The sequence below is a fragment of the Streptosporangium sandarakinum genome (assembly GCF_013409935.1).
In the GTDB taxonomy this organism is placed as follows: Bacteria; Actinomycetota; Actinomycetes; order Streptosporangiales; family Streptosporangiaceae; genus Streptosporangium; species Streptosporangium nondiastaticum.
Genome location: NZ_JACCCO010000002.1, coordinates 397,821 through 424,092, shown reverse-complemented (window position 1 = coordinate 424,092; position 26,272 = coordinate 397,821). Strand labels below are relative to the sequence as shown.

The 26,272-nt window shown below is 74.5% G+C and carries 20 protein-coding genes; 8 read left to right on the top strand and 12 right to left on the bottom strand.

What is annotated here, in order from left to right; all coding sequences use genetic code 11:
- Positions 1–232: 232 nt before the first annotated feature.
- A complete protein-coding gene (locus HDA43_RS20560) occupies positions 233–1,387 on the top strand; it encodes an acetate/propionate family kinase (RefSeq protein ID WP_179824164.1) in 1,155 nt (384 codons plus the stop codon).
- The gene (locus HDA43_RS20555; RefSeq protein ID WP_312873472.1) at positions 1,384–1,842 is read left to right on the top strand and encodes a DUF6789 family protein; all 459 of its coding nucleotides are present in this window, start codon (positions 1,384–1,386) and stop codon (positions 1,840–1,842) included. Before HDA43_RS20560 ends, HDA43_RS20555 begins: the two co-directional genes overlap by 4 nt.
- A gap of 58 nt (positions 1,843–1,900) precedes the next feature.
- Here the strand turns inward: HDA43_RS20555 and HDA43_RS20550 are convergent, their stop codons facing one another.
- Positions 1,901–2,218 carry an isoamylase early set domain-containing protein gene (locus tag HDA43_RS20550; protein ID WP_179824162.1) on the bottom strand — a complete coding sequence of 106 codons (318 nt, stop codon included), beginning with the start codon at positions 2,216–2,218 and terminating at the stop codon, positions 1,901–1,903.
- A 447-nt stretch (positions 2,219–2,665) separates the two neighbouring features.
- On the opposite strand from HDA43_RS20550, the gene HDA43_RS20545 reads away from it, so the two are divergent.
- A complete protein-coding gene (locus HDA43_RS20545; RefSeq protein ID WP_179824160.1) occupies positions 2,666–3,295 on the top strand; it encodes a nucleoside/nucleotide kinase family protein in 630 nt (209 codons plus the stop codon).
- A 94-nt stretch (positions 3,296–3,389) separates the two neighbouring features.
- Here HDA43_RS20545 and HDA43_RS20540 read toward each other — a convergent pair whose 3' ends face one another.
- The 4 genes from HDA43_RS20540 to HDA43_RS20525 all read right to left on the bottom strand — a co-directional run bounded on the left by HDA43_RS20540 (position 3,390) and on the right by HDA43_RS20525 (position 6,842).
- The gene (locus tag HDA43_RS20540) at positions 3,390–3,692 is read right to left on the bottom strand and encodes a hypothetical protein (RefSeq protein ID WP_179824158.1); all 303 of its coding nucleotides are present in this window, start codon (positions 3,690–3,692) and stop codon (positions 3,390–3,392) included.
- A 117-nt stretch (positions 3,693–3,809) separates the two neighbouring features.
- Positions 3,810–4,046 (bottom strand): hypothetical protein, encoded by a 237-nt coding sequence (locus HDA43_RS20535; RefSeq protein ID WP_179824156.1) that lies wholly within the window; start codon positions 4,044–4,046, stop codon positions 3,810–3,812.
- Positions 4,047–4,105: 59 nt separating this feature from the next.
- Positions 4,106–5,014: a Vgb family protein gene (locus HDA43_RS20530; RefSeq protein ID WP_179824154.1), complete on the bottom strand. Its 909-nt coding sequence runs from the start codon at positions 5,012–5,014 to the stop codon at positions 4,106–4,108.
- A gap of 163 nt (positions 5,015–5,177) precedes the next feature.
- On the bottom strand, positions 5,178–6,842 hold the full coding sequence (locus HDA43_RS20525; RefSeq protein ID WP_179826269.1) for an ABC-F family ATP-binding cassette domain-containing protein: 1,665 nt from the start codon (positions 6,840–6,842) through the stop codon (positions 5,178–5,180).
- A 167-nt stretch (positions 6,843–7,009) separates the two neighbouring features.
- On the opposite strand from HDA43_RS20525, the gene HDA43_RS20520 reads away from it, so the two are divergent.
- On the top strand, positions 7,010–7,633 hold the full coding sequence (locus HDA43_RS20520; RefSeq protein ID WP_312873471.1) for a TetR/AcrR family transcriptional regulator: 624 nt from the start codon (positions 7,010–7,012) through the stop codon (positions 7,631–7,633).
- 145 nt (positions 7,634–7,778) lie between these two features.
- Here HDA43_RS20520 and HDA43_RS20515 read toward each other — a convergent pair whose 3' ends face one another.
- A complete protein-coding gene (locus HDA43_RS20515; RefSeq protein WP_179824152.1) occupies positions 7,779–9,080 on the bottom strand; it encodes a hypothetical protein in 1,302 nt (433 codons plus the stop codon).
- Between the two features lie 310 nt (positions 9,081–9,390).
- Between HDA43_RS20515 and HDA43_RS20510 the strand changes: the two genes are divergently transcribed.
- Together HDA43_RS20510 and HDA43_RS20505 are read left to right on the top strand one after the other, a co-directional pair.
- Positions 9,391–10,218: an SGNH/GDSL hydrolase family protein gene (locus tag HDA43_RS20510; RefSeq protein ID WP_179824150.1), complete on the top strand. Its 828-nt coding sequence runs from the start codon at positions 9,391–9,393 to the stop codon at positions 10,216–10,218.
- 145 nt (positions 10,219–10,363) lie between these two features.
- On the top strand, positions 10,364–10,879 hold the full coding sequence (locus HDA43_RS20505) for a 2'-5' RNA ligase family protein (RefSeq protein WP_179824147.1): 516 nt from the start codon (positions 10,364–10,366) through the stop codon (positions 10,877–10,879).
- 42 nt (positions 10,880–10,921) lie between these two features.
- On the opposite strand, the gene HDA43_RS20500 is transcribed toward HDA43_RS20505, so the two are convergent.
- The gene (locus HDA43_RS20500) at positions 10,922–12,091 is read right to left on the bottom strand and encodes a cytochrome P450 (protein WP_179824145.1); all 1,170 of its coding nucleotides are present in this window, start codon (positions 12,089–12,091) and stop codon (positions 10,922–10,924) included.
- 335 nt (positions 12,092–12,426) lie between these two features.
- On the opposite strand from HDA43_RS20500, the gene HDA43_RS20495 reads away from it, so the two are divergent.
- Both HDA43_RS20495 and glpK read left to right on the top strand, forming a co-directional pair.
- Entirely contained in the window at positions 12,427–13,284 is an 858-nt protein-coding gene (locus HDA43_RS20495; RefSeq protein WP_179824144.1) for an MIP/aquaporin family protein, read from the top strand.
- Positions 13,285–13,426: 142 nt separating this feature from the next.
- Positions 13,427–14,944, top strand: a complete 1,518-nt coding sequence (glpK, locus tag HDA43_RS20490) for a glycerol kinase GlpK (RefSeq protein ID WP_179824142.1) — start codon at positions 13,427–13,429, stop codon at positions 14,942–14,944.
- 72 nt (positions 14,945–15,016) lie between these two features.
- Here the strand turns inward: glpK and HDA43_RS20485 are convergent, their stop codons facing one another.
- From HDA43_RS20485 to HDA43_RS20465, 5 genes are all read right to left on the bottom strand, one after another.
- Entirely contained in the window at positions 15,017–16,366 is a 1,350-nt protein-coding gene (locus HDA43_RS20485) for a cytochrome P450 (protein ID WP_179824140.1), read from the bottom strand.
- Positions 16,363–17,841, bottom strand: coding sequence for an acyl-CoA reductase (locus HDA43_RS20480; RefSeq protein ID WP_179824138.1), 1,479 nt, complete (start codon positions 17,839–17,841; stop codon positions 16,363–16,365). Before HDA43_RS20480 ends, HDA43_RS20485 begins: the two co-directional genes overlap by 4 nt.
- Positions 17,841–19,235, bottom strand: a complete 1,395-nt coding sequence (locus HDA43_RS20475) for a phenylacetate--CoA ligase family protein (protein WP_179824136.1) — start codon at positions 19,233–19,235, stop codon at positions 17,841–17,843. The genes HDA43_RS20480 and HDA43_RS20475 overlap by 1 nt, the downstream gene beginning before the upstream one ends.
- Complete coding sequence (locus tag HDA43_RS20470) at positions 19,232–25,207, bottom strand: type I polyketide synthase (protein ID WP_179824134.1); 5,976 nt, start codon at positions 25,205–25,207, stop codon at positions 19,232–19,234. The genes HDA43_RS20475 and HDA43_RS20470 overlap by 4 nt, the downstream gene beginning before the upstream one ends.
- Positions 25,208–25,337: 130 nt before the next feature.
- Positions 25,338–25,910 carry an EF-hand domain-containing protein gene (locus tag HDA43_RS20465; protein WP_179824132.1) on the bottom strand — a complete coding sequence of 191 codons (573 nt, stop codon included), beginning with the start codon at positions 25,908–25,910 and terminating at the stop codon, positions 25,338–25,340.
- Positions 25,911–26,272: the final 362 nt, after the last annotated feature.

The window sequence follows — 26,272 nt, the reverse complement described above, 5'->3', positions numbered from 1 at the left end:
ACGCCCGGGCCGGGCACAGTTCAATGCTGCCGGGGCCCGACCCGCCGCACCCCGGGAGGAGGATCGTCACCCGGTCGTCCGCCCCGGTGAGCCCCGGTCGTCCACCCCGGTCAGCCCCGGCGTCCATCCCGGCGCCCGCCCCCGCCCGGCCGGCGTCCGCCCCGGTCCGCGCGGGTGTCCGCCCCGGTCCGGGCGGGCGTTTGCCCCGGTCCGGGCCGGGCACCCGGAGACCATGGCCACCACAGACCGGGCGGTGCTCACCGTCAACGCGGGCTCGTCGAGCCTCCAGCTCCACCTCGTCCGCGACGGCGAGGTACTGCGCGTCGAGCACAGCGAGCGGAGCCCGGACCCGGCGGAGGTCGAGCAGACCGTGGCGGACTTCCTCGACGCCGCCGGAGACCACGAGATCACGGCCGTCGGGCACCGCCTGGTGCACGGCGGCGAGGCCGTACGGCGCCCGACGGTGGCCGACGACGGCGTGGTGGCCGCGGTGCGCGGGTACGCCGACCTCGCCCCGCTGCACGTGCCGCCCGCGCTGGCGCTCGTCGAGGCGTGCCGCCGGCTGCTGCCCGGCGTCCCGCACGTGCTCTGCCCCGACACCGCCTTCCACGCCGGTCTGCCCGAGAGCGCCGCGGCCTACCCGCTGCCCGCGGAGTGGCGCGAGAAGTACGGCCTGCACCGCTACGGCTTCCACGGCCTGTCCTACTCCTGGGCGCTGGACCGGGCGGCGGAGCTGCTGGACAGGCCCGCCGGGGCGCTCCGGCTCGTCCTCACCCACCTCGGCGGCGGCTCCTCGGTGTGCGCGGTCCGCGAGGGCCGCAGCCTGGACACCTCGATGGGCTTCACACCGCTGGAGGGCGTCCCGATGAGCAAGCGGTCGGGCAGCGTCGACCCCGGCATGCTGCTGTGGCTGCTGTCGGACTCCCGGCTGACCCTTGCGGAACTGCGCGACGGCCTGGAGCACCGCTCCGGGCTGATCGGGCTGTCGGGGGGCGTATCCGGTGACACACGGGAGCTGGTGAAGGCCGCGGACCCCGCCGCCGCGCTGGCCCTCGCGGTGTTCGCCCACCGGGTGGCCAGGGAGATCGGGGCCGCCGCGACGAGCTTGGACCGGCTGGACGCGCTGGTGTTCACCGGGGAGATCGGCTGGGACCAGCCGGAGGTCCGCGAGGCCGTCTGCGCCCGGCTCGGCCTGCTCGGCGTCGAGCCGCCGGTCCGTGCCGCGGTGGAGGAGGACGGGGTGGTGAGCGCGCCGGGCGCGGCCGTACCTGTCCTGGTGGTCCAGCCGCGGGAGGAGCTCCAGCTCGCCCGCGACACCCTCGCCGCGCTCGGCGGAGACGGGAAGAAGACACCCGGTGGGGACAGGAAGACGGGAGAGACCAGGTGACGGTGAGGAATCTCGTGCGCGGCGCGGTCGCCGGGGCGGGCGCGACGGCGGTGATGAGCGTGGTGATGCTCGCCGGGCAGCGGGCGGGACTGATGCCCGACCAGCCTCCCAAGCGGATCGCCCGCGCCGTCCTGCCGGGCCATCGGCACCGTCCCAAGCCGGGGGAGAAGGCGCTCGGCACGATCGCGCACTTCGGGTTCGGCGCGGCCTGCGGCTCCCTGCTCGCGCTGCTCCGCGGGGGACGCCGCGCGCCGGTCACCCTGGGCGCCGGCTACGGCCTGGCCATCTGGCTCGTCAGCTATCAGGGCTGGGTGCCGGGCTTCGGCATCCTGCCGCCGATCTCCGGCGACCGGCCCGGTCGGCCGGCGGTGATGGCCGCCGGCCACGTGGTGTACGGCACGGTGCTCGCCGTCCTGCTGGACCGTCTCCGCCGCGGTCCAGAGCGGGAGGCGTAGGGCCGTCCCGATGGACGGCGGCCACCGGGTGGGGCCGGCACGGCCGGGACGCGGCGTGTCAGGCCGGGGAGGGGGCCGTGGAGGAGTCCTCGTGGCCCGTCGGGTTCAGCTGACAGCCGTGCTCGTCACAGTGGTCGGCGTCGGCGTCGTCGAACCACACGCCGCCGTCGGCGAGGTAGCGGAAGCGGATGGGCCTCTCCGATGAGACGGTGAGGCTCACCTGGTAGGTGCCGTTCCTGCGCTGCATCGGGTGGGCGTAGGGATCCCAGCCGTTGAAGTCGCCGACCAGCGAGATCCCGCCGGCGGCGTGGTCGGCCGGCACGCTGAAGGTGAGCTTGACCTGTCCGTTCTTGGTCGGTTTGCCACGCTTGATCATTGAAGTTCTCCTGACTCGCGGTCTCCATGAGTAGCCGGCCGCGAGCGCGGTGACGGTGAGACGCCAAGGTCACGTCGGTCTCCCGTCGCCGCCTCCGCCAGAGGGCGGCGCCGCCAGGGAGACCGGCGTCCAGTCACGGCCGAGCCGGTACGATCCATCAGGATCGTTACCGCGAGTGACGGTTCGACAACCCGAATGTGCTGATTTTTGAGCGGGATCACGTCCGACTTTGACTGGATCATGGCGATTGGCCGGGCCTCGGACGGTGGACGGCGGTTTCACCCCGCCGACGGTACGTCCCCGGTCGGCGGTGCGTCGCCGGGTGGCCGCGTGTCTCCGGGCGCGGGGGACCCCCGGGCGGGCGAGGGGGATTCCGGGCGGTCGCGCGGGGGTTTCCAGGAGGGTGCGCGGGAGTTTCCGGACAGGCGTGTGGGAGAGGATATCCCGGTGAGGATACGGCCCATCACCCCGTCGCTGCTGGTGGAGGAACTCGCCGACCGGATCGCCGCGGCTCCCCGTGACGCCTGGGTCCGGGTGGCGTTCGACGGAGCCCCCGCCGCGCGGCCGGAGGATCTCGCCGACGCGCTGGCCGGCCCGCTCCGCCTGCGCGGCAGGGAGGTGATGAGGGTGTCGGCGCGAGACTTCCTGCGCCCGGCGTCGCTGCGCCTGGAGCACGGCCGTACCGACCCGGACGCCTACTACGACGACTGGCTCGACCTCAAGGGCCTGGTGCGCGAGGTCCTCGGCCCGCTCGGCCCCGGCTCCTCGGGGCGGATCGTCCCCACGCTGTGGGACAGCGTCACCGACCGGGCCACACGCGCGCCGTACGTCACCGTGCCGCCGGGCGGGGTGCTGCTGCTGGACGGCGGCCTGCTGCTGGGCCGGGGCCTGCCGTTCGACCTGACCGTGCACCTGTGGCTGTCGCCGGGCGCGCTGGCCCGGCGGACCGACCCCGGACTGCGGTGGACGTTGCCCGCCTACGCGCGATACGAGGACGAGGCCGGACCGGTGAAGAGCGCCGACGTCGTCGTCCGCGCCGACGACCCCCGGCATCCGGCGGTGGTCGAACGGTCATGACCGTGAGCGGGCCGCACCCGTGGACGCGGCCCGCTCGCGGTCGTCGCCGTGAGCCGAACCTTCGCGCGGTCCCCGCCGCGGAGACCGCGAAGGGCTAGACCCCGGCGCGCGAGGGCATCATGCCCTCGGCGTAGGTCCCCTCGGTCATCTCCATGCCGTGCCCCCGGCCCTGCTCCATGCCCTCGTGGGTCTCCTCGATCCGCAGCGCGACGCCCATCGCGAAGAAGGTGGGCGCCCATTCGCCGATGAAGATGCCCCAGCGGTCGGCCCGGTCCAGCCCGGCCTTCTCCTGTGAGAGCGACACGTACCACGTCGCGAATGACAGGCCGATGGACGCGAGCCCGGCCCCGTACATCATGCTGGATTTCACGCCCATCTTGTGCAGAGCTTTGATCATTTCGTCCCCCCGATGATGGTTCGTTGTTATGGGTACCCTTCGAGGTGGCGTGTAACCGACCGCCTGCGTTGTGTCACGTCATGTCCCCGGAGAAGGCGGCCCACCGGTCCCCGCGGATCAGGACTCCCGCGACCCCGTCTGGCCCGCCTCGCCGAGCTTCCGGTTCAGCCCCTCGCGTCTGAGCTCCAGGTCGTCGGCCAGGGACTCCTGCTGCTCGGCCATGGTGATCAGCGCCGACCGCTCGACCGCGTCGGTCGGGCCGAGATCGTTCACCTGCTCGCGCAGGTCGGCCGCCTCGGAACGCAGTCGCGCGATTTCCTCTTCAACCTCGTGAAGTTCGTCGTTGATGCTCATTCGGGGTCCATACCCGCGCTTCGGGGCTGAATTCCCGGTTCCGCCCGTACGCCGGACGGTCAGCCCGCGGACTCCGGAGCGAGGCGGGCCAGCGCGCCGATCTCCAGCGCCACCCACAGCGCGCCGTCCGGCCCGGCCGCGATGCCGTGCGGCTCCGACGACGGGGTCGGCAGGTCGTACCCGTCGATCCGCCCGCCGGGGGTGATCCGGCCGACGCGGTTGGCGCCCCACTCGGTGAACCAGCAGTTCCCGTCCGGGCCGGCGACGATGGCGTGCGGGCGGGCGGCGCGGTCGGGGAGCGGGAACTCCTCGATTCGCCCGTCCGGGGTGATCCGCCCGATCTGACCCGCTCCGATCTCCACGAACCACATCGCGCCGTCCGCCCCGGCGGTGATGCCCACCGGGGCCGCGCCCTCGGACGGCAGCCGGTGGACGGTGACGTCGCCGTCCACGCCGATCCTGCCGATCGCGTTCGCCTGGTTCATCGTGAACCACAGGGCGTCGTCGGGTCCGGCGGCGATGGCCGACGGGAAGGTCCCGCGTTCCGGCAGCGGGAACTCGGTGATCTCCCCGTCCACCGTGACGCGGCCGATCCGGTCGGCGCCGGTCTCGGTGAACCACAGCGCGCCGTCGGGCCCCGCCGCGATCCCGAACGGCCCCGCCTCCGGGGTGGGCAGCGGGAACGCGGTGGCCTCCCCGCCGGTGGTGAGGCGCCCGATCCGGTGGCCGCGGTACTCGGTGAACCACAGCGCGCCGTCGGGCCCGGCGGTGATGGTCGTCGGCCCGCCCGACGCCGGGTCGAGCGGATGGGAGGTGAGCTCCCCGCCGGGAGTGATCCGGCCGATCCGGCCCTGATGGACCAGGGTGAACCACAGCGCGCCGTCGGGTCCGGCGGTGATGCCGTACGGCCCGGCGTCCGGGCCGGACACGCGGATCTCCGTCACGGCGAAGGTCTGGTCGGATGACATCGGGGGTCCTTTCGTTCGGGGGAACAGGGGGTGGGTCGGAGCGCGTCATGAGGCGTTCGCCACGGGGGAGGACGGGCCTTCCACGCGGACGGGGGCCCGGCGCCCAGCGGCGACGTCCTGGACCGGCTGATGGAGGGCCTTCCACGCGGGCGGGGCCCGGCGCTCAGCGGAGACGGCCGTCGCGGAGCTCGATCTCCTCGCCGGTGAACCGGCCGCGCAGCGCCCGGTCGTGGGAGACCAGGACGAGGGCGCCTTGGTAGGCGGCGAGCGCCTCCTCCAGCTCCTCGACGAGCCTGAGCGACAGGTGGTTGGCCGGCTCGTCCAGCAGCAGCAGGTCCGCCTCCTCCGTCAGCAGGCGGGCCAGGCCGAGCCGGCGCCGCTGGCCGACCGAGAGGGCCCCGACCGGCGTCGCGAGCTGCTCGGGCCGGAACAGTCCCATCGACAGCAGCCGCGCCCGGTGCTCCTCGGGGTGGCCGGGCCGCCCCTCGGCGAACGCGGCGAGGAGCGGGCGCTCCGGCCGGTCGAAGGACGACTCCTGCGGCAGGTGGCCGACCCGGCCGCGGCGCCGTGCGGTGCCCTCGTCGGGCTCGGTGACGCCGGCCAGCACCCGCAGGAGCGTGGACTTGCCCGCGCCGTTCGGGCCGTGGACCAGCAGCCGCCGGCCCGGCCCGACGGTCAGGGAGTCGACGTGGAGCCGGTCGGCCACCCGTACGGCCCGCAGCTCGACGATCGCGCCGCCCGCCGCGTCGGCCGTCGGGCTGGCTGTCGTGCCGCCCGCCGTACCGTCCGGCGGGCCGCTCACCGGGCCGCCCGCCGCGCCGGAGGCGGGGACGCCTCCGAATCGCAGGGGCTCGGGCGGCCTGGGCACCGCGTTCTCGTGGAGCCGCCGCAGGCGTTCTGCGCCCTGGCGGACCCGGCCGGCGATCGAGCTCTGCACCCGCCCGCCGGCGCGGTCGTAGGCCATCTTGTTGGCGTCCCGCATGAGCCGGCCGTGGGCGACGCGGTGCGCGGTGACGGAGGCGAACTCCTCGGCCCGCCGTACCTCCTCGCACCAGTCGGCGTACGCCTGCTCCCAGCGCCGCCGGGCCGCGGCCTGCTCCGCCAGGAAACCGGTGTAGCCGCCGCCGAAGCGGGTCACCCCGCCGTCCTCGACCTCCAGGATCGCGGTGACCACCCGGTCGAGGAAGAGACGGTCGTGCGACACGGCGACCACCGTGCCCCTGTGGGACCGAAGCCGCTCCTCCAGCCAGTGCGTGGCGGCGGCGTCGAGGTGGTTGGTCGGCTCGTCGAGCAGCAGGACCTCCGGGGAGGCCGCCAGCAGGCAGGCCAGGGCGAGGCGGGCCCGCTCGCCGCCGGACAGGCCGCCCAGCCGCCGGTCGCGCCCGACGTGGCCGATCCCGAGGCCGTGCATGGACTTGTCGACGCGGGCGTCGGCCTCGTAACCGCCGCGCGCCTCGTAGGCGTCGAGCAGGTCGCCGTACTCGGCCAGCCGGTCCCCGGTGAGGTCGGCGGCCAGCTCGCGCATCCGCCGCTCCATGTCGCGCAGGTCGGCGAGCGCGGCGTCGACGGCGTCCTGGACGGTGTGGTCGTCCGGCAGGTCGAGGGTCTGGGCGAGGTGACCGATCCCGCCGCCGGCGACGACGGTGATCTCACCGTCGTCCGGGGGCTCGACGCCGGCGATCAGCCGCAGCAGCGTGGACTTGCCGGAGCCGTTCTCCCCGACGATCCCGGCGTGCTCGCCGGGCCGGACGGTGAAGGAGACGTGGTCAAGAACCGGCCGGTCGCCGTACGCCTTGGAAACGTCGTGAAGGGAGAGTTGGGTGGACAGGGTTTTCCTCCGGAAGACGGGATGAACGGGTCGTCGCGGTGTCCGGCGGGATGCCCATTGCTGCTGCCCTCCCTGGTCGCTGTGGCAGGTCTTAACGCAACTAGTTGCGTTAAGATGGAGTATGCCCGACGCGACGCGGAACGGGCAAACGGATAACGGGAGGGATCGTGGATTCCGGTGGGACGACCCGGCCGGGCGGGCGCGCCGCGCGGGTGCGCGAGGCCGTACGGCAGGCGACCATCGCCGAGCTGGGCGAGAAGGGGTTCGACGGGCTGACCGTGGAGGGCGTCGCCGCGCGCGCCGGCGTCCACAAGACGACGGTCTACCGGCGCTGGGGCGGTGTGGAAGGACTCGCCGCCGACGCCCTCGACCTCGCGGGCGGCGAGCCCTGGCCCGTCCCCGACACCGGCTCGATCCAGGGTGACCTGCGGGCGCTCACCCGCCTGGTGGTGGCCGGGTTCGCCGATCCGGAGCTGGGGCCGGTCTCGACCGCGTTCATCGCGGCCGCCATGCGCAACGCGCCCACGGCGCGGGCGCTGCGCGCGTTCTTCGCCGGCCGCCACGAGCAGTCGGCCGTCCTCGTCACCCGGGCGGTCGAGCGCGGCGAGCTGCCGGCGGGCACCGACCCCGCCGAGGTGGTGCGGATCGCCGTCGCACCGCTGTACTACCGGCTGTTCGTCAGCGGTGAGCCGGTGGACGGGGCGATCGCCGACCGGGCGGCCGACGCCGCCCTGGCCGCCGCCCGGGCCGGGATCCTCCGCGCGTCCCGGGCCCCCGATGACCCCGCCTGAGTTCGCGGGGCACGGGTCTCCGGGACGCGGCTCGTTCCCCGGGCCCGCCCCCGCGCCGGGATGCGCGGCCTCCTTTGCGGTCCCTTTACGGTCTCCTCCGTGCCGGAGCGCGGCGGCCGGCCCGTGGGCGTCCGGCGGCCGGCCGTCAGCCCGCGAACATCCAGCGGGGCGCCTCGCCGCGGATCAGGAGGAGTTCCCGCATCGCACGGGTCGCCCCGGTCCGCCGCGACAGCGCGAGCGCCGCGCGGGCCGTCGCGGCCGACCGCTCGTCCTCGTGCGCGTCGGCGTAGGCGTGGGCCAGGCGTGCCATGGCGTACGCCGTCACGTACCCGGCCGGGGCGCCGGGCAGCTCCCGCTCCAGCATCTCGATCGCGTCGGCGGGATGGTGCAGGTCGATGAGGCAGCCGGCGGCCAGCGCGCCGCCCAGCCCGGCGGGGTACTCGATCGGACGGAGCCGGTCGTCGTCCGGCGTCCCGGGTTCCGGGCGGGCCGCCCCCTCCACCCCGGACCGTGACGCCCCGAGCGTCTCGGACGTCCCGGCCGCCGATGCCCCCGGCGTCTCCGGCGTTCCCGCGGCCGCCTCCTCCGCGCACTCCTCAAGGCAGCGGTGGCACATGTCCTCCTCGCCCGCCATGGCGTGCCCCTGCGCCTCGTGCCTGCGGGCCGTCGCGGTCGGCGGCTCGGCCGGGGTGACGTGCTCGCGCGCGGCGACGGCCAGCCCGATCACCTCCCCGGGATCGCCCCGGGACTCCTCCAGCCCGGCCCGGTGGGCGAGCGCGTACGCCACCAGCCGCTCGTCACCGGCCTCCCGGGCGGCCCGCAGGGCGCGGTCCGACCAGGCCAGCGCCGCCTCCGGGTCGCCGGCCTCGCAGTACATCCGGCTGACCAGGTCGGCGTCCTGCGAGCTGAGCCGCAGCAGGGAACGGCGGACGGCCGGGCCCGCGTCGCGGCGCAGCCCCTGGATCGCGCCGAAGACCGGGGCCAGGGCGCCGACCAGGCCCGCGGGGCGCATGTCCGTGCGGGTGTAGGCGTCGAGCACGGCCTCGAAGTAGGCGACCGTACGGTCGTCGGCCCGCGCCGGGTCCTCGATCGCCCGGCCGGTCCGCTCCTCGTCGTCGGGTGAGAACCGCTCGGGCATCAGCGGCACACCCGTCAGGTGGTGCCAGAGCGTCGTGCCGGCCGCCTCCCCGCCGAACAGGCCCCTCTCGCCGGTCTCGTCGGCGTCGAACGCCCGGCACAGCCACTCCGCGCACATCTCGTCCGGCCGCTCCCCGGCCTCCCAGGAGGCGACCATCCCGGCCATTCCATCCGGGCCGGGCAGGCGGTCGCGGCCGGCGTCCCCCGCGGCCTCGGCGACCCGTTCCCCGAGCTCTCTCCGGCTCCACAGGTGGGCCCGCCGTCGCGCACGCAACCGGGCGGCCCAGAGGGGAGTGTCGATGGTGATCATTGCCGTGTCCTCTCGGCGTGTGGGCGCTCGCGCCCCGTCCACTCCCGGACAACCGTTCCCATTCTCCTCCGCCGCAGGTCACCGCGCCGCCCCGGAGACCCCAATAACTCCGGAAACGTCCTTGGGCGTGTCTTGGGGCTTCCCGGCGCGGACGCCGGGCCGGGCGCGGCGCCCCGCCCGGTCTCGGGGCGGCGCGGAGACGAAAGTCAAGAATGGATAACCGATCTGTCATCTCCACTTGTCAAAGCGAGGCGGCGACCTGACATTCTGAGCACGACCCCCGACAGGGGAGCACCCCCCAGGAGAGCAGATGCACACCCTCCGTCGCGCCCTCACCCTCCTCACAGCCGTGATGCTCGCGTTCATCCCGGCCCTGACCCTGGCGAACGCCTCGCAGGCCGCCGAGGCCCCCGGCGTCATGGCCTCGATGGGCGACTCCATCACCCGCGGTTTCAACGCCTGCGGCTACTACCTCGACTGCGCGTCCAGGTCGTGGTCCACCGGATCCAGCACGTCCGTCAACAGCCACTACCTGCGCCTGCGCGCCGCCAACCCGTCTCTCGTCGCCTACAACGACGCCAAGACGGGCGCCAAGGTCGCCGACATGGCCGGCCAGGCCCAGCAGGCCGTCTCCCAGAACGCCGACTACGTGACGATCCTCATCGGGGCCAACGACGCCTGCACGTCGTCGGAGTCCACCATGACGTCGGTCGCCGACTTCGAGGCGAGATTCCGTACGGCGATGCAGACGCTCGCCACCGGCCTGCCCAACGCGTCGATCTTCGTCGCCACCATCCCCGACATCAAGCGGCTGTGGGAGGCGGGCAAGGGCAGCTCGTCGGCCCGGACGGCGTGGTCGGCCTTCGGTATCTGCAAGTCGATGCTGGCCAACCCGCTGTCCACCGCCCAGGCCGACGCCGACCGGCGTGACCGGGTGCGGCAGCGCGTCGTCGACTTCAACAACGTCCTGACGCGGGTCTGCTCCGAGCGGGCCAACTGCCGGCACGACGGCGGCGCCGTCTTCTCCTACCCCTTCACGCTGTCGCAGCTGAGCACCTGGGACTACTTCCACCCCAACACCGGCGGCCAGGCCGTCCTGTCCGAGGTCACCTACGGGGCGACCGGCTTCCTGCTCTGACCGGCCGGACCCGGCGTCCGTGCCGCCGGACCCGGCGCCCCCGGCCCGGGTCCGGCACCCGTGCCCGGTCCGGCACCCGCATCCCTGACCCGGGTGCCGGACCCGGCGGGACGGGGGCCCGCGGGAAAGGCCCTACCCTTCCCTCATGGTCGCCGCCCTGGAGCTCTATCTCGATCCCGCCGCCGAGAAACGGATCAGGACGCTGTGGGACGCGCTGGCGCGGGCGGGCGTGCCGTCGATGCGCGACCTGCTCAGCGGCCGGCACCGTCCCCACGTCTCGCTGATCGGCGCTCCCCGGCTCGACGGCCCCGCGGTCGTCGCGGCGCTGCGGGACATGCGGGTGGCGGCGCCGTTCGAGCTGCGCTTCGACTTCGTCGGGCAGTTCCTGGGCCGGGTGCTCTGGCTCGGCCCGATCCCGACGCCGGAACTGCTCGCCCACCACGCGGCGGTGCACGAACGGCTCGGCCGGGCCGGGATCGACGGCTTCGACGTCTATCTGCCCGGTCGCTGGGTGCCGCACTGCACGCTGTCCATGCGGGTGCCCAGCCCGATGTTCGTGGACGCGATCCGGCTGTGCATGGACGTGCTGCCGATCGAGGCGACCGTGGTCGGCGCCGCCGTCGCCGACCACGCTCGCGACTCCTTCATCCCCCTGGCCTGAGTGATCTCCCCGTCCTGACCGCCCCTTTCGGGGGCGGCCGGGCTACCAGGTCACGGGCAGGCCGGTGAGGCCGCCGGTCAGGGCGTTCGGACGAGCCCGGATCTCCTCCATGGGCACCGCCAGGGCCAGGGTGGGGAAGCGCCGGAACAGCGTGCCGAACACCGTCCGCAGCTCCACCCGGGCCAGGCTCGCCCCGATGCAGAAGTGCGGGCCGTAGCCGAACCCGACGTGCGGCTCGCCGGTGGGGCGGCGCAGGTCGAACCGGTCGGGGTCCGGGAAGGCCCGCTCGTCGCGGTTGGCCGACTGGATGGAGACGACCACCGCCTCACCGGGTTCGACGGCCACGCCGCCGACGGTGACCGGCTCCTGGGCGTAGCGGGGCAGGCCGTGGTCGCTCGGCGCGGCCAGACGCAGGATCTCCTCCACCGCCGCGTCCGCCAGCGACGGGTCGGCGACCAGGGCGTCCCGCTGCTCGGGGTTGGCCAGCAGCAGGAGCACGCCGTAGTCGATCCGGCTGACGGTGGTCTCGTGGCCCGCGAACAGCAACCCTCCCGCGAGCTTGGCGGCCTCCTCGTCGGAGGCGTCCATGGTGGCCAGGTCGGAGAAGACGTCCTCGGCCGGGCGCGCCCGCTTCTCGGCGAGGATCCCCCCGGTGTATTCGGTCATGGCGTCCATCGCCGCCTGGGCCCGCACCGGGTCGCCCAGCATCCCCATCTCGTCGGCCAGCTTCCTGAAGTGGTCGCGGTCCTCGTACGGCACGCCGAGCAGCTCGCAGATCACCAGGATGGGCAGCGGGACGGAGAACCCCTCGTGCAGGTCGACCGGCTTCGGCAACTCGGCCAGGCGGTCGAGGAGGCCGTCGACGAGCTCCTGGACGCGCGGCCGCATGGCGCCCATCCGGCGGGCGGAGAAGGCCGGGGTGAGCATCCGGCGCATCCGCTGGTGCCGGGACTTCTCGGTCTCGATCTCGTCGCGCGGGCCGCCGAACAGCACCGAGTCCGAGATCCGGGAGGAGCGCTCCGGATCGGGGGACGAGCGGCCCAGGCGCGGGTCGGAGAGGGCCTGCCGGGCCTCCTCGTAGCCGGAGACCAGCCACGCGGGGTCGCCCACGTAGGTGCGGATCCGGGCCACCGGCTCGGTGGCGCGCAGTTCCCGGTACGTGTCGGGCAGGTCGAGCAGGTTCTCCCGCTCGAACGGCATCCTCTTCTCCATGCGGAACGTACCCCCCTGTACTCGCGGTCGGATTCTCTTCGACCGTTACATGCCCGGGCGGACGCGGCAAGGGTACGGACTCGGCTCACCGGGGGCGTGGCGGCCCGGCGCACACGTCACGACCGGCGAAATCGTCACGGCGGAAACGCGCAGAAATGCCAGAATATTTCTCTGTTATTGCGGTTGACCGTTGATCATCACGACCTTAACGTCCGAATTGTGCGAGGGCCGCCGGGAGTCGGCGGCCTTCCTCCATGGCTGTCCGCGAGGCCCCCCGGTAGCCGCATCGAGCCGGGTACGGCCCGCGCCGCAGCACGGCACGATGAGGAGGAGAAGTGGCGGAATCTGTGAGAGCCCGGGGCCTGCTCGGTGAGCTGGCCGCCGAGTTCGCGGGAACCATGATCCTTATCCTGTTCGGAACCGGAGTCGTCGCCCAGGTCGTCGCGGGCGGGATCGGCGACCACGACAGCATCGCCTGGGCCTGGGGCCTGGGCGTCACCCTCGGCGTCTACGTGGCGGCCCGGATCAGCGGGGCGCACCTCAACCCCGCCGTCACCGTCGCGCTCGCCGCGTTCAAGGGCTTCCCCTGGCGCAAGGTGCTCCCCTACTCGCTGGCGCAGACCGCGGGCGCGTTCGTCGCCGCGCTGGTCGTGCGGTGGAACTACACCGAGGTGCTGCACGCCGCCGACCCGGGACTGACCATCAAGACACAGGGCGTCTTCTCGACGCTGCCCGGCAACGGCACCCTGCCCGTGGGCACCTGGGGCGCCCTCCGCGACCAGGTGATCGGCACCGCGATCCTGCTCCTGCTCGTGCTCGCCGTCTCCGACCTGCGCAACTCCGCGCCCGCGGCGAACCTCGCGCCCTTCGTGGTGGGCCTGATCGTGGTGGCGATCGGCATGGCCTGGGGCACCGACGCCGGCTACGCCATCAACCCCGCCCGCGACTTCGGGCCGCGCCTGGCCTCCTTCCTCACCGGCTACGAGACCGCCTGGCAGGACCAGTACGGCCGGCTCTACTTCTGGGTGCCGATCGTGGGCCCGCTGATCGGAGGGTTGCTCGGCGCGGGCCTCTACCAGATCATGGTGGCCCGGTTCCTGCCGCCCGGCGAGGAGCCCGAGGCGGGCCGGGTGCCGGTGCCGGCCGACGAGCCCGGGGCGGGCCGGGTGCCGGCCGACAGCGAGGCCGCCTGACACCCGCCTGACGTCCGTCCGGGGACCGTACACGAGACCGGCCGGGAGACCGCGCGCGAGCCGCTCCGCGAGCCGCCCCGCAAGCCGCCGGACCTTAGAGGCCCCGGCGGATCAACTGAGCGCCAAAGGAGACACGACCCTCATGCCTGACTTCGTCGGAGCAGTCGACCAGGGGACGACGAGCACCCGATTCATGATCTTCGACCACGGCGGCAACGAGATCGCCCGCCACCAGCTCGAACACGAGCAGATCCTGCCCCGGGCCGGCTGGGTCGAGCACGACCCGGTGGAGATCTGGGAACGCACCCGCTCGGTGGTCCAGACGGCCCTCAACAGGGCGAACCTGTCCGCCTCCGACCTGGCCGCCCTGGGGATCACCAACCAGCGCGAGACCGCGGTGGTGTGGAACCGGCGCACCGGCCGGCCGTACCACAACGCGATCGTCTGGCAGGACACCCGCACCGACCGCATCGCCTCGGCCCTGGACCGCGACGGCCGCGGCGACGTCATCCGCCGCAAGGCCGGCCTGCCCCCGGCCACCTACTTCTCCGGCGGGAAGATCCAGTGGATCCTGGAGAACGTCGACGGGGTCCGCCGGGCAGCCGAGGACGGCGAGGCGATCTTCGGCAACACCGACACCTGGCTGCTGTGGAACCTCACCGGCGGCACCGACGGCGGCGTCCACGTCACCGACCCCACCAACGCCAGCCGCACCATGCTCATGGACCTCGAAACGCTGGAGTGGGACGACGAGCTGCTGTCGTTCTTCGGCATCCCCCGCGCCATGCTGCCGAAGATCCTCCCCTCCTCGCATCCGGGCCTGTACGGCACGACCCGGCCCGACGGCCCGTTCGGCGGGGAGGTCGGGATCTCCGGTGACCTCGGCGACCAGCAGGCCGCCACGGTCGGTCAGGTCTGCTTCTCCCCGGGGGAGGCCAAGAACACCTACGGCACCGGCAACTTCCTGCTGCTCAACACCGGCCACGAACCGGTCCGCTCCAAGAACGGCCTGCTGACCACCGTCTGCTACCGCTTCGGCGACGAGCGGCCGGTGTACGCGCTGGAGGGGTCGATCGCGGTGACCGGCTCGGCGGTGCAGTGGCTGCGCGACCAGCTCGGCGTCATCTCCGGGGCGGCGCAGAGCGAGGCGCTGGCCCGCCAGGTGCCGGACAACGGCGGCATCTACTTCGTGCCGGCGTTCTCCGGCCTGTTCGCCCCCTACTGGCGTTCCGACGCCCGCGGCGCGATCGTCGGGCTGTCGCGGTACAACACCAACGCCCACCTGGCCCGGGCCACGCTGGAGGCGATCTGCTACCAGAGCCGCGACGTGGTCGAGGCGATGCGGCAGGACTCCGGCGTCACCCTGGACGTGCTGCGGGTCGACGGCGGCGTCACCGCCAACGACCTGTGCATGCAGATCCAGGCCGACGTGCTCGGCGTGCCCGTCTCCAAGCCGGTCGTCGCCGAGACCACCGCCCTGGGCGCCGCCTACGCCGCCGGGCTCGCCGTCGGCTTCTGGAAGTCCACCGAGGAGCTCAAGCAGAACTGGAACGAGGACCGGCGCTGGGAGCCGCGGTGGTCCGACGAGCAGCGGGCCGAGGGCTACGCCGGCTGGAAGAAGGCGGTGAACCGTACCCTCGACTGGGTGGACGTGTCCTGACGCGCCCCCCGGCGGAACCGGAGCGCCGGCCGGCGCTCCGGTGGCCGCGTCGGAACACCCGGACAGGCCGGCTCAGGCCGTCCGGGCCGTGCCGACCGGGCTGGCCGGGCGGAACCGTACCGGCAGCCGGTCCAGGCAGATGTGCCGGCCGTTCTCGTAGTAGCGGCGGGTCTCGCCCGCGAGCTCGTAGTCCGGGTGGCGGGCGAGCTCGCGCAGGACGGCGAGGAACTCCACGCGGGCCAGGTGGGCGCCGAGGCAGAAATGGATGCCGTGGCCGAAGGTCAGGTGCCGGTTCGGCGTCCGGTCCAGCCGGAACTCCTCCGGCTCGGGGAAGGCCCGCGGGTCGCGGTTGGCCGCGCCGGTCAGCAGGACGACCCGCGACCCGCGCGGGATGACGACCCCGCCGACCTCGACGTCCCTCGTGGTCAGCCGGGTGCCGTGGTCGACCGGCGTCCACAGCCGCAGCGCCTCCTCCACCGCCGCGGGCATCAGGTGCGGCTCGGCGCGCAGCCGGTCCTGCAGGCCGGGGTGCGCCGCCAGGTGCCGCAGCAGGTGCGCCAGGGTGTTCATGGAGGTCTCGTGGCCGGCGATGGCGTAGGCGACCAGCATGACGTGCAGCTCGGCGTCGGTGACCGGGCGGCCGTCGATCTCCTCGCGGACCAGGACGGACAGGTGGTCGCCGCCGGACCGGGCGCGGGCCCGGCGGATCTCCGACTGGAACAGCTCGGCGAACGCCGGCCAGAAGCCGCCCGCGTCGCCGTCCCTGGGCATCCGCGCCCAGGTGTTGCTGGTCAGGTCGCGGATGCGGTCGCGCGCGTCCGCCGAGAAGCCGACGGCGAGCGACACCACCGCCAGCGGCAGAGGTACGGCGAGCTCGCGCACCAGGTCCCCACCGCCCCGTGCGACGACGGGCCGTACGGCGTGGGCGACCAGGACGGCGATCTCCGGCGTCAGCCGCCGGGCCTCGGGCAGCAGCAGCGGAGGCTTCATCAGGGCGCGGAAGCGGGTGTGCTCCGGCGGGTCGTACTCCAGGGGCGCGAACGGCGGGGTGCCCTCGGCGCGCGGGAAGAAGACCCCGGAGGCCGAGCTGAACGTATCGTGGTCCCGGAGCGCGGCGCGGACGTCGTCATAGCGGGACAGGATCCACATTCCGCCGTGGGCGCGGGAGTACGCGACCGGCGTCGTCTCCCGGATCTCCCGGTGGACCAGGCACGCCAGGTCGGGCGTGAGCTCGGGGTCGTGGTGGTCGAAGTCGGCGGTCAGCCGTTCGGCGGCCCTCCGTTCGGCGGCCCGCCGGTCGTCGTCCACCGGCCCGCCGCTCCCCGGAGCCCCGTCCGCCGCGTCCCCGGCCGTCGGGCCGCCGCTCCCCGGCCCGTTCCCCGGCCCGTTCACCGTCGCCTGGACGCCGCGCGTGCCCGTCATGACCGCCCCCAGGGTTCCGCCCGCCGGTCCAGGTGACCGAGGGGGTGGACGTCGCCGGGGGAGCAGCTCTCGTCGACGATCCACTTGACCATGCGGCGGACCGGCTCCATGGCGTCCTGGGGCACGTCCGGCCGGAAGCGGGTGGCGTAGCCGAGCGAGACCAGGCGCTGCACGCCGTACAGGGGGAGGAGGTCGCGCAGCCGCCGCTTGAGCGACTCGGGGTAGACGCCGACCGTCTGGGTGTAGGCGTTCATGGCCTTCAGCGCGTCCCGCGGCGAGGCCACCGGCACGACGTTGGCCACCCGGCCCGACAGGGCGGTGTGGAAGTCGACCGGCTCGGCCACCCGGGAGACGACCACCGCCCCCTCGTCGTCGTGGCCGCCGATGACGCGGTACCAGTCGGGGCTGGTCCGCAACGCCCGCAACGACGCCCGCAGCTCCGGGTCGAACCACCGGGCCGGGGTGCTCACTGCGGCGGGCAGCCGCAGGATCTCCCGGTGGAGCAGCTCCCCCCAGCGCTCGGCGCGCTCCAGGCCCGCGGCGTCGAGGCCGGTGACGACGTGGACGACGCGGGCGTTGAAGCAGCCGAGCTGGTTCAGCGCGCCGACGTCCACGGCGGCCAGCCGGGCCGTCTCGGCCATGCTCGCCTCGTCGGCGAACGCCTCCGCGCCGACGATCGTGGCGCTGAGCTTCGGGTCGAGGGTGACCAGCTCCACGCCCGGCTGGATGTAGCGGGTGACGTGCCGGACGGACGCGAGCCCGCCCCACGCCACGATCTTGTCGATGTTGCCGGGCTGGTAGAGGCGGTCCTCGACGGCGGCGCCGCCGCCCTTCCAGTAGGCGACGGCCAGGTGCCGGGTGAGCGGATGGCCGGGCGCCGTCTCCGCCATCGTCCGGGCGACGGCCACCGCGGTGAGCGGATCGTTGGCCGGGGTCTTGATCACGGCGTCGCCGCGCACGAGGGCGTTCCGGATGATCGTGATGGCCGCGATGATCGGGTTGTTGCCCGCGATGATGTGCACGGCGCGGGCCCCGACGGCCCGCACCGCCGCGGTCCCGCCGCCGGGCGAGGCCACCTCCTGCCAGCCGTCCAGGAACCGGGAGCCCACCGTCCCCTCGGCGACCGCGCGGACGGCCTCGGGCGTGAACAGCGACGGGAGCTGCTCGTAGCAGGCCGCCAGGACAGGCGGCGTCATGTCGGACCACGCCGTCGAGTGCTCCAGCGCCTCCCGCAGGAAGCCGTTCACCGAGAGGCGGAGCCGCGGCCCCAGCTCGGCGAGGTAGTCCACGACGTCGGAGGTGGTGACCTCGGCCAGGTCGCGCATGCGCAGCGGGTCGGTCAGCGGCAGCCGGTCCAGCAGGGCCACCGGGTCGGGCGCGCGGAACGCGCACGCCTCGCCGGTCCCGCCGAAGGCGACGGGGTCGTCCCAGACCGTCTCGCCCCGGACGAACGCCGGGATCGTCGGCGCGCCCATCAGAGCAGCGCCCCGTTGAGGAAGTCCAGCGCGTCGTTGAGCGCCTCCGGGGTCGCCGCACAGGTGATCTTGTCGTCTCCCCGCCGGTCGCTGTAGCGGCCGATGTCCGTGGCCAGGTGGGGGGTGGTGCGCCCGCAGCCGCACGGCGACCAGTCGACGGTGACCTCGTCGCCGGAGACGAAACCGCCCCAGCAGACGTCGGCCAGCAGGTCGAAGAACGCGGCCCGGCCGGTCCGCGTCCCCTCGCGGGGCAGCGGGGCCCCGGTGTCGGGGTCCAGGACGTACAGGACCACCCACGGCTCGATGTGGTAGCGGCCGCGCGGGCAGATCAGGTTGAGCGCGATGACCTCCGCCATCGCGTAGCAGTACCGCAGGGCCGGCACCCCGGCGAACCGCTCGACGCCCCTCGCCCAGTCGGCGGGCAGGGCCGTGCCCTTCGCGCCGCCGCCCGGGAAGATCACCGAGTCCGGGGCGAAGACGCCCTCGATGCCGCGGGCGAGACCGGCCGTGGCCATCTCGTGGTAGGTGGCCCAGAGGCTGAGCGAGACGACCCGCCGCCCGGCGAGGCGCTCGGCCAGCTCCTCGACGTACCGGCCCATCCCGGCCGCGGCGGCCCGCTGCGCCTCCTCGAACTCCGCGCGGCGCTCCCGGAGCGTCGCCGGGATCTCCATGCGGCCGGCCTCGCCCCGGGCGGCCGCGGCCCGCAGCCGGGCGGCGAGGAACATCACGTCGGCGCTGAGCGGCCCCGGATGGGCGCTGTGGAACCGGTCCGGCGAGCCCGCGATCCGCTCCGCCATGGCGGCGGCGTGCCGGTCGATGCCGCTGCGGCCGGTGCGGAACCCGGGCCAGACGACGTCGAGCCGCTCCCCGCTCCGCTCCGGGCCGGGGAGGACCTCCAGTCGCACGATGTCGTAGAGCCTGGTGTACTGCTCGCGCGTGTGCGGGATGAACGACATCGTGCCCGAGGTGCCGGAGGAATGGGCCAGGCGCAGCTCGGTCCGGCCGTCCAGCAGGTCGAGCCACCCGTCGATGGAGTCGCACCCGGAGACGTCGAGGCCGGACAGGTCGACGGTGACGAGCCGCGACAGCCAGGTCGTCAGCCGGTCGAACCTGCCCTCCAGCAGCAGCGACGCCGGATACGACTTGTAGATCGTGTGCGGGAACAGCAGCGGGGCCGCGTCGTCGAGCCGGGTGATCCCGTCGATGCCCTGCTCGTCGGCCATCGCGCGGAGCACCGGCAGCCGGTCGCGCAGCTCGGCGAAGCGCAGCCGCAGCGCCGCGAGCTGGAGGGCGGCGAGGTCGTGCGGGGGCATGGTGTGCATGGCGTGGCGCGAGCCGCCGAAGAACTCCATCGGGTCGTCCGCGAAGAGGCGGACATCGGGTCCGGTGATCATGTTGCGCTCCTAGGGAGGGAAGAGTCGGCCGCGCGCAGTTCGGCCAGGTAGTCGGCGATGTCGGAGATCGCGGGCCGGTTCCACAGCAGCGTGGCGGGCAGGGTGAGCCCCAGCCGCTCCTGGAGCCTGGACCGCAGCAGCGTCGCCAGGAGGGAGTCGACGCCCAGCTCGGCGAGCGGCCGGTGCGGGTCCAGCGCGCCGGGCTCGGCGCGCAGGGTCTCGGCGGCGGCCCGGTCCGTCTCCGCCAGCAGGAACGCGCGCAGTTCGGGACCATCGAGGTCCCTCCAGGAGAGCTCGGCTCCGGTTCCGGCTCCGGAACCGTTCGCCGCCGCGCCCGCGGGGCCGGTCGCGTCGGACGCGGTGGCGTCGGGGATCGCCGCCAGGACGCGGGGACGGCCGGCGCGTGCCCCGCCGGGCAGGACGCGCAGCACCGCCAGGTTGCCCGCCGCGCGCGGGCCGGCGTGGTCCCACGCCCGCAGCGCCTCCCCGGCCGTGATGCCCGCGGTCCCCCGGACGCGCAGCTCGGCGTCGGTGACCGCGGACGACACGGACATGCCGAGCCCGTGCCAGCTCGTCCACGCCACGGAGACGGTGTCGCGGGCGCCCCGGCACCGCCGGTGCCGGGCGAGGCCGTCGAGGAAGGCGTTCGCCGCCGCGTACGCGCCCTGCCCCGGCAGCCGCAGCAGCTGTCCGGCGGAGGAGAACAGCACCAGGAAGTCCAGGCTGCCGGGCGGGTAGAGGTCGTGCAGGGTCAGCGCCCCGGCGACCTTCGGCCGCATGGCCGCCCGGATCGCCGGGCCGTCGAGGTCGCGCAGCAGCCGGTCGTCGACGACCCCGGCGGCGTGCACGACCCCCCGTACGGCGGGCATGCCGAGCGCGTCGGGCGCGAGGAGGTCGGCCATCCAGTCGTGGTCGGCGACGTCGGCGGCGATCGTCCGGATCGTCACCCCCGTCGCCTCCAGCGAGCGGATCACCGCGACGGCGGGGTGGCCGTCGCCGTCCCACCGCCCGCGCGGCGGCAGGGGGGCGCGGCCGACGAGCACCAGCCGCCGGGCGCCCCGCTCGGCCAGCCGCCGGGCCACCCGCAGCCCGAGCGCCCCCGTCCCGCCGGTGACGACGTAGGTGCCGTCAGCCCGGCACCGGACGCCGGAGGCCGCGCCGGCCGGGGCGGCGGGGACGAGCCGCGTGGTGGTGGCCGTACCGCGGTCGACGCCGATGACGTCCTCGTCCCACCGGCCGCCCAGCAGCCGGGCGAGGGTCGCGACGTCGTTCCTTCCGGGCTCCGCGGGCAGGTCGGCGAGGCCGCCCCACAGGTCGGGGTGCTCGCCCGCGATCACTCTGCCCAGGCCCCACAGGGACGTCTGCGCCAGCGCCGCCTCGTCCCGCGCCTCGCGCGCGCCGCGGGTGACGCACCACAGGCGCGGGCCCCCGACGGGCACCGTCGCGGCCAGCAGCCGCGCCGTCCCGGTGAGGAGCAGCGCGTGGCGCGCCGCCGCCTCGGCCGGATCGAGACCGCACGACGCGGACCGGCCGGGACCGTACGGCGACGCGACCGGACCGGAACCGTACGACCACGCGGCCGGATCGAGGCCGTACGGCGACGCGGACGGTGACAGGGACGGCGCGAGGACCACCGCGTCGGCGGCGGAGAGCCGCCCGGCCCGCCGTACGAGGTCGTCCGGATCGGCGGCGACCTCCAGGGACGACCCGGCGCCGGACAGGCAGGCGTCCAGCGCCTCGCGGAGGGCGGGATCGGCGCCGGCCAGGAGCACGGTGCGCGGCAGTCCCCGGTCGGTGACCTCCAGGGGAAGCCAGGCCACCTCGTGGACGAGGCCCGCCGGGTCGCCCGCGCCGCCCGCGTCCTCCGCGTCGCCGTGGGGACCGGGGTACGGGCCGGCGTCCGGCTCGCCGAACCGCAGCCCGAGCAGCCGGGCGACGGGGACGCCCCGCTCGTCGATGATCCCGACGTCGACGACGGCACTGGTGACCGCGCCGATGACGGCCGCGGCGCCGGGATCGGCGGCGGGCGCGGCGTCGACGCCGTGACCGGGCGCGAGATCCGCGCCGGCCGGCCGTACCTCGATCACCGCGCGGGACGGCGGCTCACCGGTCAGGACCGCGTGGCCCACGTGGGCCGGCATCCGCAGGCGCGCCGGACCGGGAAGGGCCACCGAGGCGACGGAGAAGGCGGCGTCCAGGACACCGGCCCAGGTGGGGGAGTACGGGGTCGCTCCGGGAGGGGCGGCGACCGCCGCGGTGAGCGCGTCACCGGTCCGCCGCGGCTCCTCAGGAGCGGTGGCGAGCGTCGTGGTGAGCGCGTCACCGGTCCGCCGCGGCTCCTCGGGAGCGACGGTGACCGTCGCGGTGAGCGTGCCGCCGGTCCGGCGCAACTCCTCGATCCGCCAGGGGAGGCCCATCGACGCCACCCCGACCGAGGCGAGCCGGTCGACCACGAAACCCGGGTCGAGCGGCTCCCCGGTCTCGGCCGGCCCTTCCGGCGCGGGAGCGGCGGCCGGCGCCGATCGCTCGCGGGCGGCGACATCGGTAAGACCGCCGGAGGCCGCGACGCGCGGATGCCCGGGACGCCCGCCGTCTCCGGGGCCCGCCTCCCGGCGGCCGGGTGGGGACGATGGCTCGGGGATCTCGTCGCCCGGGGGGACGACGACCGCCGTCGTGTGGGTGAGCCACTCGTCGGCCGCCTCCCCTCGTCCGCCCGGCCCGTCCGCGCCGAAGCGGGAACCGCCCACGCCAGGCGGGAACCCGTTCGTACCGGGACGGAGCCCGTCCGTGCCGGGGGGCGACGCGGCGGGGTCGCGGAGCAGCCGGGAGGACAGCCGCAGCGTCCTGTCCTGGCAGACCACCTGGACCTCCCGGGGAACGGCGGGGGACAGGGGCACCCGCAGCGACACCCCGGCCAGCGCCGGCGTCCCCCCGAAGACCTCTCCGGCCGCGGTGAACAGCGTGTTCAACAGCACGGCCGCCGGCACCACCTCGGTCCCCCGCACGGGGTGCTCCCCGGGGTAGGGGCGGTTGCCGTGCCGGAGCCGGGTGCGCCACAGGTACGCCGGGGAGGTGCCGTGCACCGTCTCCCGGCCGCCCAGCAGCGTGTGACGGTCCGGGTCATGGCCGGGGCCACCGGCCGCCGCGGGCGGGTCGCCCACCCAGTGCGTCCGGTGCCGCCAGGCGTATCTCGGCAGGTCCACCAGGTCGTCGCCGGGGCAGAGGGCCCGCCAGTCGACGGGCACGCCACCGCCGTGCAGGACGGCCAGGCCGCCGAGGAGCGCGCGCCGTCCGGGCCGGTCGCGCCGCAGGCTGTGCGTGACGACGGCGCCCGTCACCCCGGCGGCGTCGAGGACCTCCCCGATCGAGTGGCTCACGACCGGGTGCGCCGAGACCTCCAGAAAGGCCCGGTGGCCGTCCTCCGCGGCGGCGCCCACCGCCGCGGCGAAGCGGACGGGTTCGCGGAGGTTACGCGCCCAGTACGCCGCGTCGCGCTCGGCCGGGTCCCGCGGATCGGCCAGGGCGGTCGTGTAGAGGGGGACCCGGGCCGGGCCCGCCGGGAGGTCCTTGACCGCGGCGGCGAGGTCGGCGCGCAGGGGGTCCATGTGGCGGCTGTGGAAGGCCACGTCGGAGGCGACCTCGCGGACGGCGATCCCCCGGGCGCGCCAGCGGCGGACCGCCCGCTCCACCGCCTCCCGGTCACCGGCCACGACGGTGGAGTACGGCGAGGCCCACACCGCCGCGCACAGCTCCCCGTCCCCGGCCCTGTCTCCGTCTCCGTCTCCGTCTCCGTCCCCGTCCCCGTCCCCGTCCCTGGCTTCGTCGCCGGCTCCGTCCCCGGCGAGCAGGGCGGCCGTCTCCTCGGGGGACAGGCCGACCATCACCATCGCCCCGGCCCCCGCGACCCGGCGCAACAGCCGGGAGCGGCGGCAGGCCAGGCGCGCGCCGTCGGACTCGGTCAGGACCCCGGCGGCCACCGCGGCCGCGATCTCGCCGACGGAGTGCCCGATGACGGCGCCGGGCCGCACGCCGTACGACCGCCAGACGGCGGCCAGCCCGGTCTGCAGCGCGTAGGTCAGCGCCTGGACCCGGTCCGTCCCGCCCAGGTCGGCGGCGCGCAACGCGTCGGCGGGGGAGAGGCCGAGTTCCTCGCGGTACACCGGCTCCAGGCGGTCCAGCGTGGCGGCGAACGCCGGCTCGTCGGCGAGCAGGTCCGCGCCCATGCCCGCCCACTGCGCCCCGTGCCCGGAGAACACCCACACCGGGTCGCGCCGTACCGGCCCGGCGTCCGCGTGCGGACCGGGCCGTACGGACTCCGGTGCGGCATGGCCGGTCGCGGGGGCGGGCCGTACGGGTTCCGGAGGTGCGTGGCCGGTCACGGCGGCCGGGTCGCCCGCCGCCAGGGAGCGCAGCCGCTCGACCAGCTCGGCCCGTCCGGCCGCGACGACGACGGCGCGGCGGGCCAGGTGGGTACGGCGGCGGGCGAGGGTGGAGACCACCGCGGCGAGCGGCGGGTCCTCGCGCCCCGACAGCCGGTCGGCCAGCCGGGCGGCGTTGGCCCGCAGGGCCTCGTCGGTGGCGCCGGACAGCGGGTACGGCCGGACCGCCGCGTCGTCCACGTCGTCCACGTCGTCCACGTCGTCCGCATCGTCCGCCGGGGCCGGGGCGGGGGCGGGCGGGGCCTCCTGGAGGACGAGGTGGGCGATCGTGCCGCCGTACCCGAAGCCCGAGACCCCCGCCCGCCGGGGGCGCCCGGTGCCCGGCCACCCGGTCGTCTCGGTGACCAGCCGCAGGCCGGAGCTCTCCCAGGGGATCGCCGGGGTGGGCCCGGCGGTGGTCGGCGTCGGCGGGATGAGCCCGTGTCCCAGGCACAGCACGGCCTTGATCAGGCCCGCGACGCCCGATGCCGCCTCCAGATGGCCGATGTTGGGCTTGAGCGAGCCGATGAGGCAGGGGCGGCCGGCGGGGCGTCCGGCGCCCAGCACCGCCGCCAGGGCGCCGGCCTCCACCGGATCGCCCACGCGGGTCCCGGTGCCGTGGGCCTCGACGTAGCCGACGTCTGCCGGGTCGACGCCCGCCGCCCGGTACGCCCGGCGCAGCAGGTGCTCCTGGGCCTCGCGGCTGGGGGCCATGATGCCCGGGGTCCTGCCGTCCTGCAGAACCGCGCTCCCGGTGATCAGCGCGAGCACCCGGTCGCGGTCGGCGACGGCGTCGCGCAGGAGCTTGAGGACGACGACGCCGCAACCCTCGCCGCGCCCGTAACCCGTCGCCGCGGCGTCGAAGGCCCGCGACCGCCCGTCCGGGGAGATCGCGCCGGCGGCGTCGAGCACCACGCTCAGCTCGGGGCCGGCCATCAGCATCACGCCACCGGCCAGCGCCAGCGGGATCTCGCCGAGCCGCAGGCTCTGGCACGCCTGGTGGATCGCCACCAGCGAGGCCGAGCAGGCGGTGTCCACGGCCACGCTGGGGCCGCGCAGGTCGAGGGCATGGGAGACGCGGTTGGCCACCCCGCACGGGGCGGCTCCGATGCCGGTCCACGCCTCGATCCGGGGCAGGTCGGAAAGCAGCCGCCGGCCGTAGTCGTCGGCGCTGACGCCGGTGAAGACGCCCGTGTCGGAGCCGGTGAGGGAGTGCGGCGGGATGCCCGCGTGTTCCAGGGCCTCCCAGGCGACCTCAAGTGTCATCCGCTGCTGCGGGTCCATCAGCCGGGCCTCGCGTGGGGATATCCCAAAGAAATCCGCGTCGAATCCCGCGATGTCGGGAATGAAGGAGCCGCGGGCAGTGGTCGCCCGCAGTACGGCGGAGTTTTCCGGACTTATGCGGTGATAAGGGGACCAGCGACCTTCCGGTGCCGTTCCCGATGCGTCACCGCGTTCGATGAGAAAACGCCACAGCGAGTCGGGGGTGTCTATGCCGGATGCGAAACGGCACCCCATTCCGATGACCGCGATCGGCTCACATCGGCTTTCCATTGGGTTCTCCAAGCTCGCGTTCGCTCGTCGGCGGGATCCGGTGGACACGCGAGAGCGGTCCCCGGCGCGGGCGCGCCGCGCCGGGGACCCGTCCCGGTCCGGCCGGTCAGAGCTTCACGCGCGTGCGGTCCTAGACGTCGTCGCCCCAGATGTCACCGAAGAGCCAGTTGCCGGCGGCCTGTGGGTCGGGGCTGGTGTAGTACTCCTGCCACGCGGCCAGCAGCTCCTCCACCGAGAGCGTGCCGCTCTTGTCCTTGTCGAGCCTGTCGAAGGCGATCTTGCTGTTGGCCGGCGACGTGCCGAAGGCCCGCTGGAAGGCCGCGAACTCGTTGGGGCCGACCGTTCCGTCGTCGTCCCGGTCGCAGATGCTCCACAGGGCCTCGGCCAGAGGGCGGAACCCCTCGTCGAACGCCTTGGAGTCGCCGGCGAACGCGCCGATCATCCCGGTGCGCCACTCCAGGGGAGTGACCTTGCCGTCCTGGTTGGTGTCCATGCGGGCGGAGACGTGCCTCCAGAAGTTCTCGAAGCCGTCCAGCAGCGCCTGCGCCTTGGGGGAGTTGAAGGGCTCACCCAGGTAGGCGATGATCCGCGCGGCCAGGGCCAGGGCGTCGGCCGGTTCGAGGATGCCGTCACCGTTCTGGTCGCCGTGCCCGAAGCAGATGTCGATCTTGCGGTTGAGGAGCTGGTTGCCGTTCAGTTCCATCGGTCTCTCCTTCTTTTCTGGGCACCCCCTGCCCCAGGTGATTGCTCTGACATTCTTGTGCGATCCGGGCGTCATGTCTTCAGCTGTGCGGGAGGGGAATTCTGGCCGCGTGGCCAGGGAAGATAGACGCGGATGAGTATTGCGGAATGGTGGCCGATCTGTCGCTCGGAGGCGTTCTCAACTATTTTTCCAGCCTATTTTGTATATAGCATTTAAGATGCTTAGGGTAAATGGGGCCAATAAGGTATATGTCGCCCGACGGGTCGCCGTGGCGGGCCGCCCGTGCCGTGGCGGGCCGCCCGTGCCGGGGAGAGCCGCCCGCGACGAGGCGGTCCGTTCGTGCCGCGCCGGACCTCCGTACC

Excerpts from the sequence above, each read along its gene's own strand:
- HDA43_RS20475 (WP_179824136.1), bottom strand. The coding sequence starts at position 19,235 with ATGATCACCGGACCCGATGTCCGCCTCTTCGCGGACGACCCGATGGAG.
- HDA43_RS20485 (WP_179824140.1), bottom strand. The coding sequence starts at position 16,366 with ATGACGGGCACGCGCGGCGTCCAGGCGACGGTGAACGGGCCGGGGAAC.
- HDA43_RS20465 (WP_179824132.1), bottom strand. The coding sequence starts at position 25,910 with ATGGAACTGAACGGCAACCAGCTCCTCAACCGCAAGATCGACATCTGC.
- HDA43_RS20535 (WP_179824156.1), bottom strand. The coding sequence starts at position 4,046 with ATGAGCATCAACGACGAACTTCACGAGGTTGAAGAGGAAATCGCGCGA.
- HDA43_RS20515 (WP_179824152.1), bottom strand. The coding sequence starts at position 9,080 with ATGATCACCATCGACACTCCCCTCTGGGCCGCCCGGTTGCGTGCGCGA.
- HDA43_RS20540 (WP_179824158.1), bottom strand. The coding sequence starts at position 3,692 with ATGATCAAAGCTCTGCACAAGATGGGCGTGAAATCCAGCATGATGTAC.
- HDA43_RS20510 (WP_179824150.1), top strand. The coding sequence starts at position 9,391 with ATGCACACCCTCCGTCGCGCCCTCACCCTCCTCACAGCCGTGATGCTC.
- HDA43_RS20480 (WP_179824138.1), bottom strand. The coding sequence starts at position 17,841 with ATGGGCGCGCCGACGATCCCGGCGTTCGTCCGGGGCGAGACGGTCTGG.
- HDA43_RS20505 (WP_179824147.1), top strand. The coding sequence starts at position 10,364 with ATGGTCGCCGCCCTGGAGCTCTATCTCGATCCCGCCGCCGAGAAACGG.
- HDA43_RS20530 (WP_179824154.1), bottom strand. The coding sequence starts at position 5,014 with ATGTCATCCGACCAGACCTTCGCCGTGACGGAGATCCGCGTGTCCGGC.
- HDA43_RS20470 (WP_179824134.1), bottom strand. The coding sequence starts at position 25,207 with ATGGAAAGCCGATGTGAGCCGATCGCGGTCATCGGAATGGGGTGCCGT.
- glpK (WP_179824142.1), top strand. The coding sequence starts at position 13,427 with ATGCCTGACTTCGTCGGAGCAGTCGACCAGGGGACGACGAGCACCCGA.
- HDA43_RS20560 (WP_179824164.1), top strand. The coding sequence starts at position 233 with ATGGCCACCACAGACCGGGCGGTGCTCACCGTCAACGCGGGCTCGTCG.
- HDA43_RS20500 (WP_179824145.1), bottom strand. The coding sequence starts at position 12,091 with ATGGAGAAGAGGATGCCGTTCGAGCGGGAGAACCTGCTCGACCTGCCC.
- HDA43_RS20550 (WP_179824162.1), bottom strand. The coding sequence starts at position 2,218 with ATGATCAAGCGTGGCAAACCGACCAAGAACGGACAGGTCAAGCTCACC.